Annotated in this window: 14 protein-coding genes and 1 riboswitch; of the genes, 6 read left to right on the forward strand and 8 right to left on the reverse strand. The window is 68.1% G+C overall.

Annotation, left to right across the window (positions count from 1 at the left end):
• Positions 1–11: 11 nt before the first annotated feature.
• Genes AB0L60_RS06520 through AB0L60_RS06530 form a run of 3 tightly spaced genes read right to left on the reverse strand, consistent with a single transcriptional unit; the run spans position 12 to position 3,126 of the window.
• Positions 12–1,343: a VWA domain-containing protein gene (locus AB0L60_RS06520; RefSeq protein WP_364608189.1), complete on the reverse strand. Its 1,332-nt coding sequence runs from the start codon at positions 1,341–1,343 to the stop codon at positions 12–14.
• Positions 1,340–2,716, reverse strand: a complete 1,377-nt coding sequence (locus AB0L60_RS06525; RefSeq protein WP_364608192.1) for a hypothetical protein — start codon at positions 2,714–2,716, stop codon at positions 1,340–1,342. Before AB0L60_RS06525 ends, AB0L60_RS06520 begins: the two co-directional genes overlap by 4 nt.
• A complete protein-coding gene (locus AB0L60_RS06530; RefSeq protein WP_364608195.1) occupies positions 2,716–3,126 on the reverse strand; it encodes a hypothetical protein in 411 nt (136 codons plus the stop codon). Before AB0L60_RS06530 ends, AB0L60_RS06525 begins: the two co-directional genes overlap by 1 nt.
• Positions 3,127–3,634: 508 nt before the next feature.
• Between AB0L60_RS06530 and AB0L60_RS06535 the strand changes: the two genes are divergently transcribed.
• From AB0L60_RS06535 to AB0L60_RS06555, 5 genes are all read left to right on the forward strand, one after another.
• Positions 3,635–5,578, forward strand: coding sequence for a serine/threonine-protein kinase (locus AB0L60_RS06535; protein ID WP_364608197.1), 1,944 nt, complete (start codon positions 3,635–3,637; stop codon positions 5,576–5,578).
• A 144-nt stretch (positions 5,579–5,722) separates the two neighbouring features.
• Positions 5,723–6,991, forward strand: a complete 1,269-nt coding sequence (locus tag AB0L60_RS06540; RefSeq protein WP_364608200.1) for a glycosyltransferase 87 family protein — start codon at positions 5,723–5,725, stop codon at positions 6,989–6,991.
• A gap of 275 nt (positions 6,992–7,266) precedes the next feature.
• Positions 7,267–8,229, forward strand: a complete 963-nt coding sequence (locus tag AB0L60_RS06545) for an ATP-dependent DNA ligase (RefSeq protein WP_364608202.1) — start codon at positions 7,267–7,269, stop codon at positions 8,227–8,229.
• A gap of 290 nt (positions 8,230–8,519) precedes the next feature.
• A complete protein-coding gene (locus AB0L60_RS06550; protein ID WP_364608579.1) occupies positions 8,520–9,044 on the forward strand; it encodes a DUF3558 family protein in 525 nt (174 codons plus the stop codon).
• Positions 9,044–9,556, forward strand: a complete 513-nt coding sequence (locus AB0L60_RS06555; protein ID WP_364608205.1) for a DUF3558 family protein — start codon at positions 9,044–9,046, stop codon at positions 9,554–9,556. Before AB0L60_RS06550 ends, AB0L60_RS06555 begins: the two co-directional genes overlap by 1 nt.
• A gap of 97 nt (positions 9,557–9,653) precedes the next feature.
• Here the strand turns inward: AB0L60_RS06555 and AB0L60_RS06560 are convergent, their stop codons facing one another.
• Positions 9,654–10,070, reverse strand: coding sequence for a hypothetical protein (locus AB0L60_RS06560; RefSeq protein WP_364608207.1), 417 nt, complete (start codon positions 10,068–10,070; stop codon positions 9,654–9,656).
• A 280-nt stretch (positions 10,071–10,350) separates the two neighbouring features.
• Positions 10,351–10,531: riboswitch (M-box (ykoK) riboswitch) on the reverse strand.
• Between the two features lie 103 nt (positions 10,532–10,634).
• Between AB0L60_RS06560 and AB0L60_RS06565 the strand changes: the two genes are divergently transcribed.
• Positions 10,635–11,975, forward strand: a complete 1,341-nt coding sequence (locus AB0L60_RS06565) for a CBS domain-containing protein (protein ID WP_364608209.1) — start codon at positions 10,635–10,637, stop codon at positions 11,973–11,975.
• A gap of 96 nt (positions 11,976–12,071) precedes the next feature.
• On the opposite strand, the gene AB0L60_RS06570 is transcribed toward AB0L60_RS06565, so the two are convergent.
• The 4 genes from AB0L60_RS06570 to AB0L60_RS06585 all read right to left on the reverse strand — a co-directional run bounded on the left by AB0L60_RS06570 (position 12,072) and on the right by AB0L60_RS06585 (position 14,827).
• The gene (locus AB0L60_RS06570; RefSeq protein ID WP_354835950.1) at positions 12,072–12,263 is read right to left on the reverse strand and encodes a hypothetical protein; all 192 of its coding nucleotides are present in this window, start codon (positions 12,261–12,263) and stop codon (positions 12,072–12,074) included.
• A 257-nt stretch (positions 12,264–12,520) separates the two neighbouring features.
• On the reverse strand, positions 12,521–13,501 hold the full coding sequence (locus AB0L60_RS06575; protein ID WP_364608213.1) for an AraC family transcriptional regulator ligand-binding domain-containing protein: 981 nt from the start codon (positions 13,499–13,501) through the stop codon (positions 12,521–12,523).
• An 88-nt stretch (positions 13,502–13,589) separates the two neighbouring features.
• Positions 13,590–14,510 carry an AraC family transcriptional regulator ligand-binding domain-containing protein gene (locus AB0L60_RS06580; RefSeq protein WP_364608215.1) on the reverse strand — a complete coding sequence of 307 codons (921 nt, stop codon included), beginning with the start codon at positions 14,508–14,510 and terminating at the stop codon, positions 13,590–13,592.
• Positions 14,511–14,635: 125 nt separating this feature from the next.
• Entirely contained in the window at positions 14,636–14,827 is a 192-nt protein-coding gene (locus AB0L60_RS06585) for a hypothetical protein (protein ID WP_364608218.1), read from the reverse strand.
• Positions 14,828–14,833: the final 6 nt, after the last annotated feature.

Here is a 14,833-nt window from a genome sequence, read left to right on the forward strand (position 1 = left end):
TGGCTGGTCTCCTAGTCGAGAAAGTTCTTGAGTTCGTGCACGAGCTTCTGGATGCGTCCGGAAATCACCGGGGTGCCAAGGTTTTTGAACCGTTCGCGGAACCACGGGTTGACGCTCTGGTGGCCGGAGCTGTTCACCGAGCCCACCGGGATGAGCTTCACCCCGGAGCGGTGCACCGCCTCCATGGCCTCGAACAGCGGCTGGGAACGATCGAACTCGTAGAAGTCCGAAATCCACACCAGCACGGTGTTCTTCGGGTCGGTGATCTTGGGCTGGGCCATGGCCATGGCGACCGGGCCGTCGTTACCGCCACCGAGATTGGTGCGCAACAGCACCTCGAACGGGTCGTGCACCCACGGGGTGAGATCCAGGGCGCGGGTGTCGTAGGCGATGAGATGCACATCCACCTTGGGCAGGCCCGCGAAGATCGACGCCAGGATGGTGCAGTTCACCATGGAGTCGACCATGGAACCCGACTGGTCCACCACCACGATCATGCGGGCGGGGACGGTGCGCTTGGCGGTCTGGCGGTAGTAGAGCCGGTCGACGTACAGCCGCTCGTCCTGGGGGTTCCAGTTGGGCAGGTTCTTCCAGATCGTCCGGTCCACATCCAGATTGCGCAGGATGCGCTTGGGCGGGACCGAGCGGTCGACGGTGCCCACACTGGTCTGCTGCACCTGGGTGCGCAGCACTTCGGCGACCTCGTCGATGTAGCGGCGGATGAGGCGTTTGGCATTGGCCAGGGCCACACCGGACAGATTGTGCTTGTCGCGCAACAGTTGTTCGATGAGCGACATGCTCGGGGTGAGCTGGGCGGCCAGGTGCGGATCGGCGAGCACCTCGCGCAGCCGCATGCGGGACACCAGCTCACCTTCGAGACCGGTGAGCACGCCTTGCACGGCGCCCGCCTGCTCCTCGCCCAGGCAGCGCCGCAGCCAGTTCGCATCGGACTGCCAGCCCGCCAGCTGGGTGGCGCTGACCTGGCCGGAGCCGGTGGCGAAGACGTTCAGCAGCAGCTTGGAAACCAGTGCGGCGGTGCGGACATCGGCCGCGCCGATGGATCGGGGCGCGGCGTCTTGGGTCTCGTCTTCGGCTGCCGCTCCCTCGGCCGCGGAGTCCCCGTTTTCGGAGAAGTCGAGGCTTTCGAACTCGGCTTGCATCTCCGGATAGCGTTGCACCACATTGTCGATGGAGATACCGGGATCGAGCACGGCCAGCGGCAGACCCAGATCGTCGACGATGCCCGCGCTGGCCTGCTCCAGCGCCGGTTGCTGATCTCCGGTGAAGACACCGGCCAGCAGCCGCCAGTACAGGATCTGGCGTCGCGTTTCATGATTCGTCATTTGCGCAGCAACCGTCCCGCGCGCTCACGCAGCACCGCTACGGCATCGCCCGACTTGGCCTGTGCCTTGGCGACTTTCGGATCCGTCGGGCCGAGCGCCCAATCACCGTTGTGGAAGGCGGTGAGCGCGCCCTTGACCTTGCGCTGCACTGCCAGCGGCCGCACCGACCAGACGCCCGCCTCCCAGCGCAGCAGTCCGATCATGGTGCTGGACCCGGTCACCCCGGCCGGAGTGAGCGGACCGGCGGACGGCAGCGCGTCCAGCTCCACCCGGATCCGCTGGTCACCCATCTCCAGTACGCCGTCGCGGAACCGGTACCCCTCGAGCACAACCGGTTCGGCGATGTGCACCGGATCGCGATCCAGTGGCGCGACGGCCGGGGCCTGCGCCTGCGGCAGTTGCACGGTGGCGGTGACGAACGGATCGGCGGCCTCCCCAGCCTTCGCCCGATCGTCATCCCACAGCAGGTCACCGGTCGCCGTCAGCGGCATATGGGTGAGCTCCAGCGCGCGCTGCCCGGCCAGCGCGGTGAGCAACTGGCGATGCGCACCCAGCAGTTGCCACACCGCCGGTCCCACAATGGTGTCCACCTTGGCCGCCGCCACCGACACCCGCACCCGGCGGGCCGGTGCGCCCGCGACCTCGAGCACGCCGTGCACCTGTGCCTGTACCGCGGTTCCGTGCTCGTGCAGGTCCACGCCGAGCGGGAGCAGACGACCCGAAACCGGCTCGATGGCAGGTGATTCCGCGCCGCGCCAGGACAGCAGCAGAGCGCGCGTCCACAGATCGGCCCAGCGTCGCGCGGGCACCCGGTCCATGGTGGCGATCGGCGCGGACGCGCCCAGTTCGGCGGTGAAGCCATCCAGCAGCATCGCCAGCCGCCGCAGCGCGGGTTCGGCCAGCAGCGACTCCACGGTCTGATCCGCGGCCGCCACCAGGTCGTGGTCCACGCCGCGCCATCCGGCGATGGCCAGTTCACCCAGCCAGGCGCGGGAACCCGCCGCGAGCGGGCTCGGTGCGGCCGCTTCCGGCGTCGCCGTCCACTCGGATCGATTGCGGCCCATGGCCGTATCGGCCTGGCCGACCAGTGCGTCGTGCACCGCGCCCAGCAGGGCGGCCCGGGCGGCGGCCAGCGCCGACAGCTCATCCGCGCCGATCGCCCCCGTGCTCACCTTCGACACTGCCGCCGAAACCGCCTCGGCCAGAGGCGAACCCGCCACCGCCGCGGCCAGTGCCGCCAGCGCCGCGCTCTGCGGTTCGGAAACCCGGGCGAAGCCATTGACCAGAGCGGAATCGAAGCCGTTCACCGCATCCAGGGCTGCCCCTACGCCGGCGGGCGCATCCACCAGCGCGGCCAGTTGTACCGCCTGCATCAGCGACCCACCCCCGCCGGGAACCAGTGCAGCTCCGGAATCGGCGTCGCGCTACCCGGCAGCTCCAGATAGGTCAGATGCCGCAGGAACCGGCTGAACACCGCGGCGGCCGGAGCCGGATCGCGAGTTCCATTGAGGCAGTGGGCAAGCCGAGAACCCTCGGGGACCTCGACCCGCAGGAACCGTGCCACCCGGTCCTGTCCGTACTGGAGCACCGCTTCATCGATCAGCGCGTCCAGATGCTTGCAGCCCCACCCCTGGTTCAACCCGCCGCACGGCCGGTTGTTGTTGGTGCTGCAGCTCAGCCCGTGCGTCCCCGCGGTCACCGATGCCACGTACACCCGTGAGATATCGGAGCCACTCGACACCACCCCCTGCAGGCGTCCGTCGGCCAGCTCGACGAACGGCACCTTGTTCAATTTCCGCGGCGCGACAGCGGGCAAAACCCGCACCACAGAAGCGCTTTCCCAAGCCGGTTCACCCGGCGTGGCACTCGGATTCGAGGCCATCGTTCTCCCTCCCGGTCGATCACGATGCGCCCAAGGTATGTGACCCCACCGACAAGTCCCGCCCCATCCCCGAAACGGCTGGTGAGGGCCCCTTCCTACGGCACCTCCCGGGCCCACCCGCCGGCGACGGCGGCTGCCGTGAACGGAGCCCCCGCCGCCCGAAGTGGACGTATTTCACTGACTCGCAACGCAATTCCGATTCCTGGCTCGGGAAGCTGTGCAATTCATCGCCATTCGCCTCGCCCTGTGCCGTGACCCGGCAGGTCAACCGGCAACGGTCACTCTGATTTCCGTCGCATCTGTGCCTATGGATGGTCCCCTCGGCTCGACGAAGATTCGGAGCGCTCCGCCGGCTCGCCGCGCGATAAAATCGATCATGGCTCGGGGTTTCAGCTCGGGGTGATGCGCAATGGGTGATCGGCCGACCGGCGATGCCACCGCTGCCTTCGATCCATTGGCCGATCGGGCGGTGAGTGAGCGGTCGAGCGCGCTGATCGCGAGTGACGAACTCGAGCCGGGAGATCGGATCGACGATTTCGATCTGCTGCTGGAGCTGGGCCACGGCTCGTTCGCCAAGGTGTTCCTGGCGCGGCAGCGCTCGATGCAGCGACTGGTGGCGGTCAAGGTTTCCACGGACCACGGCATCGAACCCCAGACGCTGGCCCGGCTGGAGCACGAGTACATCGTTCGTGTCTACGACCAGCGGGTGTTGCCGGAGCGCGGGCTGAAACTCCTGTACATGCAGTACCTGCCGGGGGGAACGCTGGCGGCGGTGCTGAAGCGGGTCCGCAAGACGCCGCCGGAGCTACGCAGCGGGCGGTTGCTACTGGACGCCGTCGACTCGGCGTTGGAGGCGAAGGGCGAGATCCGCACCACGGGCCTGCGGGTGCGTGAGGAGATCGCCGCCCTGTCGTGGCCGGAGACCGTGGCCTGGCTCGGACGCCGGCTCGCCGAGGCACTGGACTACGCCGAGCGACAGGGTGTACTGCACCGCGACATCAAGCCCGCGAACATCCTGCTCTCCGCTGACGGTGTGCCGAAGCTGGCCGATTTCAATATCAGTTTCAGCGGCCACCTCGCGGGCAGCAGTCCGGTGGCGTATTTCGGGGGGTCCCTGGCCTACATGTCGCCCGAGCATCTCGCGGCGAGCCACCCGACGCTGCCCGGTACGGTCGACGACTTGGACACGCGCAGTGACATCTACGCCCTCGGGGTCGTGTTGTGGGAGCTGCTGACCGGGCGGCGGCCGTTCCCCCGGGTCGAGGCGAAGGATTCGCAGGACTATGTCGAGCAGGAGCTCGCGCTCCGCCGCCGCCCGATCGCCGAGGAATTCCTGGACGACCTGCCCGCCGACTGCCCGGCCTCGCTGCGCCGTGTGCTGCTGACCTGTCTGTCGCCGCGACGGGACGATCGGTGGGCCAATGGCGCGGAGCTGGCTCAGCAATTCGAGCTGTGCCTCGACCCTCGGGCCCGGGATCTGGTCGACCCGCCGCAGCACTCCCGGCGGCCGACCGGACCGCTGTGGCCGTTGCCGATGATCGCGATAGCGATCGGCATACCGAATGTGGTGGCGGCTGGGTACAACTATTACTACAACAAAACGCTCATCATCAGTAAGCTCACGCCCGCAGCCCAGCGGTCGTTCGACTATGTCGCCTCGGTCCTGATTCCGCTCGCATTTGCGGTGGGCGGAATCCTGATTCTCTACGTATCACGCCGCCTCATTCGCGTGCCCATCGGTTTACGCATCGGATGGAACTACAGCGACGAGACCCTCACACGGACGCGTATCGATGCGCTGCGGCTCGGCAGCCGGGCGGCGCGGATCGCCTTCGTGTTCTGGGTGCTCTGCGGCGTGATCATCCCGGCGCTGCTGAACCTGATCGCCGGCGGCGTTCCACGCGGCACCTACGTGCATTCCGTGCTGGCGGTCGTCGTGTGCGGCGCAATCGCAGTGGCGTATCCGTATTTCGCGGTCACCTGGTACGTGGTGCGGTGCCTGTATCCCCTTTTCCTGGTGCACGGACGGTCCGACGCCGCCGATATCGACCATCTGGGCCGCCTCGCCGGGCGCACCGGTTTCTACCTCACCGTGGCCGCCGCGGTGCCGCTGGTCGGCGTGACCGGCATAACCTTCCTTCCAGGCGCGGAGATCGAATCGATTATCTGGGCGGTCCGGATTCTGTGCATCGGCGGCATCATCGGCTTCGTGCTCGCCTATCTGCTCTACGGCGTCATCGAGAAAGATATCGAGGCGCTCGAACGTGTTGCCTCCGCATCCGATACGTGTGCCGCGGGCACGGACGAGCCGAACCCCGATACGGCATCGGAGTCGTCTCGGCGGCAGAACTAGCGGCCGGGATCCCCACATGAGCGCGGCGGCTGCGCTGGTCCGAGCGGTGCGCGCGGCTGTCCGCGACCGGCATCGATCCGCATTGGCGAGTCTCGGTGGGTGCGGGTGCACGCCTGGGAGGGGACGCCGATAATGTGATGGCGGATGAGTTGTTCTACCGCTGTTGCTGACCCGAAGTCGCTGACCCGCCGTTTCGGGCGGGTGATGTGGCTGGTTCCGGCGTTGTGTGTGGCCTCCACCGCGCTGTGCCTGATGCTGCCCGTGTGGCCGTTCAAGCAGATCACCGGTGGGTTCATCGACCTGCAGGTGTATCGGCTGGGCGTGCAGACGCTATGGCACGGCGGGGATATGTACGGGCAGTTGCCGCAGACCACGATCGGGATCGGGCTGCCCTTCATCTATCCGCCGTTCTCCGCGCTGGTGCTGTCGCCGTTCGCGGCGTTGCCCTGGGACGTGGCTCGCACCGGGTTCTTCGTGACCTCGGTGGCCGCGCTGGCGATTTCGTTCTATCTGGTGGCACTGCGGGTGTGGCCGGGGGAGAGCCGGCAGCGACTCGGGCTGTGGGTGACCGCGTGCGCCACACCGCTGGCCCTGCTGCTGGAGCCGACCCACTCGACGCTGGATTTCGGGCAGGTCAATCTGCTGCTGATGGTGCTCGTGGTGGCCGACTGCCTGACGGAGAAGCCGAAGTGGCGGCGCGGCATGCTGATCGGTATCGCGGCCGCGGTGAAGCTGACACCGGCCGCGTTCATCCTCTACTTCCTGATCCGCCGTGATTACAAGGCCGCCGTCACGGCCGCGATCACCGGTGCCGTGGCGACCGCGCTGACCTTTGCCGTATTGCCGCAGGCATCGGTGAAGTACTGGTTCGGCGGGTTGGGCAATGTGTCGGGGCTCAGCGGTTCGGCATTCCACACCAATCAGTCGATTCAGGCGGTGCTGGCCCGGTTCGAGATCCACAAGCCACTGCTCACGATCCTGTGGCTGGTGCTGAGCGCCGCACTGCTGGCGCTGGTGGTGCCCGCCATGCGCCGCGCGGCGGGCTTCCCGCCGCTGGCGCTCGGGATCAACGCGGTCTTCACGCTGCTGGTGTCCCCGATCTCCTGGTCGCACCACTGGATCTGGATCGCCCCGGCCCTGCTGGCGATGCTCGGTTACGCGACCCGGTTGCCCTGGCGCCGTGCCGCGGGCTGGTACCTGGTCACCGCGATCACGGCCGCGATCTTCGTGATCGGCCCGCAGAATTGGCTCCCGGACGGCGAACATCGCGAATCGCACTGGACGCCTTGGCAGCACCTCATCGGCAACACCTACGTCTGGTTCAGCGTGCTGCTGGTGGCCCTGTTCCTGCTCAGCACCCGGCGTACGCGGCCGGTCGATCAGAACCCTGCGGTTGGTGCGCTGGTCCGTTAGGTCCCTTCCTGTTTCACCATTTTCCTGCCTCAGCTCGCGGTAACGCACCGCGACTGGCTGGTGCGGTGTGGCGCACGGCGGCGCGTCGCCGTCGATGTTTCTGTGCCCGAGGATGATTCGCCGGGATTGCGGGTCGGGGAGACGTTTCCGGGGGCGGGATATCCGGTGCTGGACCGCCCGCCCGCCTGGGCGAGGGTCGCCGATATCGGATGACGGCGCGGGCTGCCACGGCCGGGATGGTTGACGGCGGTACGGGTGTGGCGCATGGTGGGCCGATGGGCGATGACGTGCGGGCCGGGTTGAAGTTCTCCAGTCTCGACAGTCCCTTGTTCGACGGGGCCGAGGCCACCAAGGGCGAATTGATCGACTACCTGGAGGCGATCGGCGAGCGGATGGTGCCGGCATTGCGGGAGCGGCCGCTGTCGGTGGTGCGGGTGCGGCCGGGGCAGGAGCCGTTCATGCAGAAGAACCTGCCCAAGTACACACCGGAGTGGGTGCGGCGGGTGACGCTGTGGGCGGGCAGCTCGAAACGAGAGGTGTCCTATGCGCTGTGCGATGACGTGCGGACGTTGCTGTGGTTCGGGAATCAGCGCGCGGTGGAGTACCACGTGACACTGCTGTACGCGGAGGGCCTCGCCGACTATTCCGGCAGCCCAACGCATCTCGTGCTGGATATCGATCCGGCGCCGGATCAGCCCTTCACCCGGGTGGTCGGGGCCGCGCAGCTCGTTCGGGAAGCGCTGGCAGCGGATGGGCTGGCGGGCGCGGTGAAAACCAGTGGCGCCAAGGGCGTGCACATCTTCGTCCCGGTGGCGCCGGGCGTCGATCTCGAGGATGCCGCGGCGGCGACCCGGGCGATCGCCGCGCGCGCCGAACGTCTCGATCCACAGCTCGCCACCACGGCGTTCATTCGAGAAGATCGGGGCGGCAAGGTCTTTCTCGATTCGACCCGCGCCGGCGGCGCGACGGTGGTGTCGGTCTACAGCCCGCGGATCCGCCCGGGCGCGACCGTCTCGTTCCCGGTCGCCTGGGCGGACCTGCCCGGCGTCGACCCGCACGACTTCACGATTCGTACGGTGGCCAAGATGCTCGGCGACCGCGATCCCTGGGCCGAGGCCATGCCCGAACCCCAGTCTCTCCCAGCCGATCTCATCGCGGAGGGGCACACCATCCCGGTGGCGCGGGTGCAGGCCATGCACGAGGGCAAGCGCCGCGCCCGCGCCCGCCGGGAGAACTGACTCAGGCCGCCGTGTTCCGGGTCAGCATGTGCTCGTCGGCGTCGTGCTGGATGAATCCGCATCTATTCGAGAAAAGGCACGCGGAAATAGGCGAGCGCCAGGGGCGCGGCCGAATACCGGAAAGAGTTACCAGCGTGACAGGAGCGCCGCCTATCGAGGTGCGGTATTGCACGTAGGCAAGGCCCGGGAATTGTGAAAAGCTTGTATTTATATGCGCTGGCCATGTCGCGAATCGTCCACCGCGTCGCCGATCGCATGATTCGGGCGGTTCGCCTACGCTGGTCGGCGTGATGAGAGCGGTGGGCGCGGTGGCGGGGATCGCCCTGATCGGGGCGGCGATCGCGGGCTGCGGCGGTTCGTCGAATCAGCAGGCGGCCCCGGCCACGACCACATCCAAGGCGGCGGTGATGCCGGCGCCGAACACCGTCGGACTGTGCGGCGGGGTGGCCGATGCCGATGTCGGTCAGGCGACCGGGCTCAATGGGCTGCAGCGAGTGGCGGTGAATCCGCTCGGATGTGCGTGGCAGCGGCCCGCGGGCGGTGACTACGCGGTGGTATTCCACTGGTTCCGGGGCAGTCCGCTCGCGGACCGCCGGACTCAGATCACCGACGCGCGCCCGTCCGATGTTCAGGTGGCCGGGCAATCCGGCATCGAATGGCAGGGGCCGCAGTCGTGCGAGGTGGCACTTCCGTTCGGGGACAGCGATTTCATCGACTGGTCGGAGCGGGCCGCGATCACCGAGACCGCCAAGCAGTCCTGTCAGGGACTGGAACAGCTGGCGGCGTCCACTCTGACGAAGGCTGGGCAGGGGTAATGCGTCGGATTCGAGCGCGAATCGCCTTGGCGGTCTTACTGATCGCCGCACTCTCGGGGTGTTCGCAGGGTCCGAGGGAATCACCCGTGCGCGCCGCCGACGCCCCGAACCTGCTGGCCGGCTGCGGCCCGCTGGAGGATCAGAAGATCGCGAGCAACCTGCACGTCTCGGGCCTCGAGCAGCAGAGCGCCCCCACCATCTGCAACTGGACCGCCACCAGCCCGCACGGCGGTGCGGTCGACATCACCTACGCCTGGCTGGAGAACGACACCCTGAGCCGTGAGGTCCAGATCGCTGACCAATTCGGTTATCAGGTCGAGCGTTTGGTGATCAAGCACTTCGGTGGCATGTACTGGCGTGACCCGAAGGATCCGAGCACCTGCGCCGTGACCGCCTCCGACACCGGCACCGTCACCTGGTGGGTCCAGAACCGCGACCACGCGGCGCAACCGGACCCGTGCGCGGGGGCGATGACTCTCATGCAGGCCACCCTCTCGGTAGACGGTGTGTGACAGTCCCGAACCTGCTGCCGGACAAGAAGGCAGCGGCGGGGAGGATCGAGACCCTCACCACCGCAAAGGTTTTCACCGGCACAATCGGACCCGCCCGCTAGACGGCAGGCGCCGCGCCGACGGGAGCCGGGGTGGAGTCGGGTGCGGACAGGCGCTGGGCCAGGCCGATGCCGACCGCGATGGCGGCGGGTACGCCGGTCAGCACCAGACCGGCCGCCGCACCCAGCGGAATGCCGATGGCGGCGCCCGTGAGGCAGCCCGCGATGCCGGTCGGCACCGACATGACCGTGACGCCGGCGATGGCGCCGCCCGCGGCGCCGATGGCGCAACCGGCCGCGCCGCCGATGAGGGTGCCGATCAGGGTGCCCATCGAGGTGGCCAGACCGAACTGGTTGACCGCCGCGGCGAACGCGGCATCCTGGTCGGCCTGGCTCGCGACGGTCTTCAGCACCGGCGCGGGCAGGGCCGGGGCGGGGACGGTGGCGGCCAGGGGGTGCGCGGTGATTTTCCTCATTGGCGAACCTCCGAAATTCTGGGTGGATGATTTCGAATGAGGGTGGAAAGGCCAGCACGTATTACACGGCCGCGTAATGGTGATACGCATCGTGCGTGATGTGGTGAAAGGTCAGAGTCGTGTGGCGTGTTTCCACCCGCAAACGGGTGAGTGGAACGGATCACTCGGACACGGACTATCGCCGGGGGCCATGGGTCGTCCTCACCTCCTTGCGGTCGGAGCGCACGAGGGCGCTGACCAGGGTGCACACGAGGAGTCGCCGCGGCAGCAGGCCGGGGGGCGAGCACCCCTCTCGTCAGAGCTTCGGCACTGCACGACGTATCCCCAATGACGATGTCGTTGGGAAGCCACTTCGGGTGACCCCTTAATCCGGGGAAACCTGTCCTAACCCTGGGCGTCTCTCGACGTCGTCGGATCAGTGGCCTGTGTTCGTACAGGAGCCTCGCCTAGCGAGGTGCTGATTGACGCCGCAAAGTCTGGCAGTAGAGGATTGATTCGTCAAATTCGGACATGCAAGTTCGCCCGTGGCCGCCGGAATTCCGGGTCGCCGAGTCAGGAGCGCATATGACCGAACCCACAATATCGCCGAAACCGGAATCGGTTGCGACGGTGCATCTGTCGCAGTTGCTGAAGGCGCCCGTGATCGCCGCGTCGGGGGAGGCCATAGGCCGCGTGGACGACCTCGTCGTGCGCCTCCCGGGTGGCGACGCCTATCCGCCGGTGATCGGCGTGGTCGTCGGGATGGGCGGGCGCGATGTGTTCGTCTCCGCCGAACGTATCCGGCTGTTCGAAGCCGATCGCATCGTCCTCTCGGTCAACAAGGTCGACCTGCGGTCCTTCGAGCGGCGTGCGGGTGAGGTGCTGCTGCGCGCGGACATCCTGGGTCACCGGCTGATCGATGTGGAGGCGGTAGAGCTGGTGCACGCCTATGACGTCGAGCTCGATCGGGTCGGCGTACCCGACGGCTCCGGTTCGGGCTGGGTGCTGGCGCGACTGGACACCCGCCGCCCGGCTCGCCTGTTCGGGCTGATCAAGTCCGGCGGCGGTCACGCCTCCCGGGATTGGAAGGCGTTCGAGCCGCTGATCGGCCATGAGCAGTCGCTGACCCTGCGGCTCAGCAGCCGGTTGCGCGGGCTCAAGCCCGCTGAGATCGCCGACCTGCTGGAGGACGCGGACAAGCACGAGCAGGACGAGATCCTGGATCAAGTGCACGACGACCCTGAACTGGAGGCGGATGTCTTCGAGGAGCTCGACTCCGACAAGTCCAGCCGCCTGCTCAACGACATGTCCGATGCGGAAGTCGCGGCGCTGCTCGGGCGCATGCGCGCCGACGACGCGGCCGACTCCGTCATCGATCTCAAGCAATCGCGCCGCCGGCGTGTGCTCGACCTGATGCCGCCCGGGCAGCGCGTCAAGGTCGTCACGCTGATGGGGTTCAATCCCGACAGCGCCGGCGGGCTGATGAACGTCGACTTCGTCTCGTGTCCGCTGGACGCTACTGCGGCACAGGCGCTTTCGGTGGTCTCCGCCGCGCACGCGGTGCAGCCCGAGGCCCTGCTGAAAGTGCACGTACTCGACTCCGGCCGGCTCGTGGGCGTGGTCTCCGTGATCGCGCTGCTGCAGGCCGACCCGGCGACGCCGGTCGCCGACCTCATGGACGACGATCCGGTGCGGGTCGCGCCCGAGACCGATATCACCGACATCGCCCTGTTGATGGCCGATTACAACCTGTACGCCGTGCCGGTGGTGGACGACGCCGATCGGGTGCTCGGTGTGGTCACCGTCGACGATGTGCTCGAGGATGTCATTCCCGAGGACTGGCGGCGTCGTGAACCCGCGCCCCGGCCGGCCCGGCCGGCCGCGACCGGATCCGGCGACGACTCGGACGGCGTGGCACGGCCATGACCGATGCCGAGGAGAACCGTTCCGCGAATCGTCGGTCGGCGGGGCGGGGCTGACGGCCGCGGTGCGGGGTCTGACGGCCGCGAGGCGCGGCCGAGCTCAGTGCTCGAGGAAGGTGGCGACGATGTTCCAGAACATGTTCGGGTCCACGCTGTTGAAATCCCAGCTCTCGGTGAGGCTGTGGGTGATGCTGACGATGCTCGGGATGTCGAAGTCGTGCCGGGTGGCGGTGCCCTTGGCCTCCACGGCGGTGACGACGTAGGCGGTGGCGGTTTCTGCGGTGTGGGGCACGAGGAAGCTCCAATCGAGGACCGGGACCGGGTGGGACACGTGGCCGTGGACAGCGTCGGCCACAACCACGCATCGCAAACGCCGTGGCGAGCCTCGCGGCGGGCACGTCGTGGCGTTTCCGTCCAGTTTCATTTCCGCCCGCGTCGCGCGGGAGTTCCGAAGACGCCAAACCGGGCCGGTACACGCCAACCTTGCTGTGTGGTTGCCGGAATACCGTACGGTAGGTGCGATTTCGGCCTGCGCGCGGGGTCCGTCTTTCAGGAATCGTCGCGATCGCGCCAGCGATGTACGGCGCGCCGCAGGCTGGCCGGATCCGCGTATCCCAGGAATTCCGCCTGCTGAGCGCGTGGAAGGTGTTCGGCCCGTTGCAATCTGCGGCGCCGCGCCCGATCCACCTCACGGCGCCAGGTGGTTCCGGCCTCGGTCAGGCGGCGTTGTAGTGATCTTGGTGAGGTCAGCAGACGCCGCGCTACCACTTCCAGTGTCGCGGTGCCCTCGTCGAGAGCGCCGTCGAGGACGTCGCCGAGCCGTTCCAGCCAGGTGACGCCGGATTCGGGAGTGACCGGCAGCGTGGCCGCGTAGGACAGCAGCACGGCCGTCAACTCGGGATCGGCCGACTTCATGGGTAGCGCCAGATCCACGGCCCGCAGCGTCAGCGAGTCGACCAGGCTCCCGAAATCGATTGCGCGAGTGCCGAACAGCTCGGTGACTGCGGCGAGGTCGACCGGCGCGGCCTGCCGGAAGGTGACCCGCGCGGGCACGATCGGGGAGCGAGTCGCCGCCCGGCCCCGGCCCACGAGGAGCGCGAAAGCCGCCTGCACCAACAGTTCCCGCCCGCGGCAGTCCTCCACCCCGGACAGCACCTCGTAGCAGACCTCGTGTTCGGTGCGATGCGTGATCCGGAAGTTGTAACTCGTTGTGAGACTGCCGGTGTGGTGCACGCAGGCGTCCAGTGCCGCGCCCAGGGTCGCCGCCGACAGGAACAGATACTCCAGCAGACCGAATTCGCCGGTCGCACTGTCCTCCGGCACGCGCAGGGCGATATCCGGGTCACCGGTTTCCTGTTCGAGCAGCTCCCACACCCGTAGGCAGTACCGGGACGACACCCGGGTCCCCTCGCCGCCCTCGCGCCAGGCGGGGACCCCGGCCAGCCGGGCGATCCGCTCCGGGTCGAGCCCTGCCCGGGCCGCCCGCTCCAGTGCGAACCGGGCCATCAGAATGCTGTCCGAGGCGGTCATGATCGCCGCTCTATTCGCCCGGCCACACCGCCTCGCCCACGCCACCTCGGGTCACCTCGCCGGAGTGGGTACCCCCTACTTCGGCGAATCATGGCGTATGGCCGTCGTGTTCGGCGGCCCAGCCGGATTCGAGATCTTCGAGGTGGCGTTTGCGGGCGCGGTCGACCTCGAGGCGCCAGGTGGTGCCAGATTCGGCGAGGCGGCGCTGGAGGGTGCGCGGGCTGGTGTAGAGACGGCGCGCGACCTGGTCGAGCAGCGCGTCGGTGCCGTCGAGGACCTCGGCCAGCACCGCCGCCACCCGGTCCGGCCACTCGGTGGCGCGCGGTGGCGGGGGCGGCACGGTGGCGGCGTGGCGGCGCAATACCGCTGCCAGCAACGGGTCCGCCGTGATCTGGGGCAGCTCGAAGTCCGCGTTGCGGAAGGTGATCCGGTCGACCGGAGCGCCGAAATCCAGCCGTGCCGTGCCGAACTGTTCGGTGAAGGCGTCGAGGCGGCGGGGCGCGCGCTCGCGTAACCGGATGCGCACCGGATCCATCGGGCGGCCGGTCGTCTGGCGCATGCGCCAGATCAGGGAGGCCAGCGCCATCTGCACCGACAGGTCGCGGCCGCGGCCCTCGGTATTGACGGTGTAGATGTCGAAGGTGGACTCGGTCTCGGTCTGCGCGCCGGGCTCGACACGGAAATTGGTGGAGATCGCCCCCACGAACGGGCCCATCACGCCGAAACCCGCACCGACGGTCTCGGCCGTCGAGATCAGATAGTCGATCAGCCCGAATTCCCCGAGCCGGTAACTACCGGTGGCCCGCAGGGTGACCTCCGGGTCGTCCAGCTCGTACTCCAGCAGCTCACACAGCCGCGGGAAGTAGTCACTGGACACCCGGGCATCGCCGTCCTCCAGCAGCCAGCCCGGCATGCCGGCCTCGCGGGCGAGGCGGGCCGGGTCCAGGCCCGCGGCCGCGGCGCGCGACAGGACGAAACGTGGCAGCAGCACGGAGTCGGAGGTGTGCATCAGCCAATGGTGCGGGGAATTCGCGGCCGGAAACCGCGAATTCGCCGAACTGTGAGACAACCCGCTCGTCCCCGATCTCCTGCGGGTCCGGGCGAGCGGGGTGTCACTCCCTGTTGTCCTGCGGGTCAGGCGCGCAGGAAGGTGGCCGCTATGCCCCAGAACCGGCGGCGGTCGACCTCCTGGAAATCCCATGTCTGCGTGATGCTGTGCGTCGTGCTGACGATCCCGGGGATGTCGAAGTCCTCACGGGTCGCCGTCCCCTTGGCTTCCAGGGCGGCGATGACGTAGGCGGTCGCGGATTCCACGGTATGGGGCATGGGAGC

It is taken from the genome of Nocardia sp. NPDC051981, from assembly GCF_040680715.1.
Lineage (GTDB): Bacteria > Actinomycetota > Actinomycetes > Mycobacteriales > Mycobacteriaceae > Nocardia.

Excerpts from the sequence above, each read along its gene's own strand:
- AB0L60_RS06520 (WP_364608189.1), bottom strand. The coding sequence starts at position 1,343 with ATGACGAATCATGAAACGCGACGCCAGATCCTGTACTGGCGGCTGCTG.
- AB0L60_RS06525 (WP_364608192.1), bottom strand. The coding sequence starts at position 2,716 with ATGCAGGCGGTACAACTGGCCGCGCTGGTGGATGCGCCCGCCGGCGTA.
- AB0L60_RS06535 (WP_364608197.1), top strand. The coding sequence starts at position 3,635 with ATGGGTGATCGGCCGACCGGCGATGCCACCGCTGCCTTCGATCCATTG.
- AB0L60_RS06540 (WP_364608200.1), top strand. The coding sequence starts at position 5,723 with ATGAGTTGTTCTACCGCTGTTGCTGACCCGAAGTCGCTGACCCGCCGT.
- AB0L60_RS06545 (WP_364608202.1), top strand. The coding sequence starts at position 7,267 with ATGGGCGATGACGTGCGGGCCGGGTTGAAGTTCTCCAGTCTCGACAGT.
- AB0L60_RS06550 (WP_364608579.1), top strand. The coding sequence starts at position 8,520 with ATGAGAGCGGTGGGCGCGGTGGCGGGGATCGCCCTGATCGGGGCGGCG.
- AB0L60_RS06555 (WP_364608205.1), top strand. The coding sequence starts at position 9,044 with ATGCGTCGGATTCGAGCGCGAATCGCCTTGGCGGTCTTACTGATCGCC.
- AB0L60_RS06560 (WP_364608207.1), bottom strand. The coding sequence starts at position 10,070 with ATGAGGAAAATCACCGCGCACCCCCTGGCCGCCACCGTCCCCGCCCCG.
- AB0L60_RS06565 (WP_364608209.1), top strand. The coding sequence starts at position 10,635 with ATGACCGAACCCACAATATCGCCGAAACCGGAATCGGTTGCGACGGTG.
- AB0L60_RS06575 (WP_364608213.1), bottom strand. The coding sequence starts at position 13,501 with ATGACCGCCTCGGACAGCATTCTGATGGCCCGGTTCGCACTGGAGCGG.
- AB0L60_RS06580 (WP_364608215.1), bottom strand. The coding sequence starts at position 14,510 with ATGCACACCTCCGACTCCGTGCTGCTGCCACGTTTCGTCCTGTCGCGC.
- AB0L60_RS06585 (WP_364608218.1), bottom strand. The coding sequence starts at position 14,827 with ATGCCCCATACCGTGGAATCCGCGACCGCCTACGTCATCGCCGCCCTG.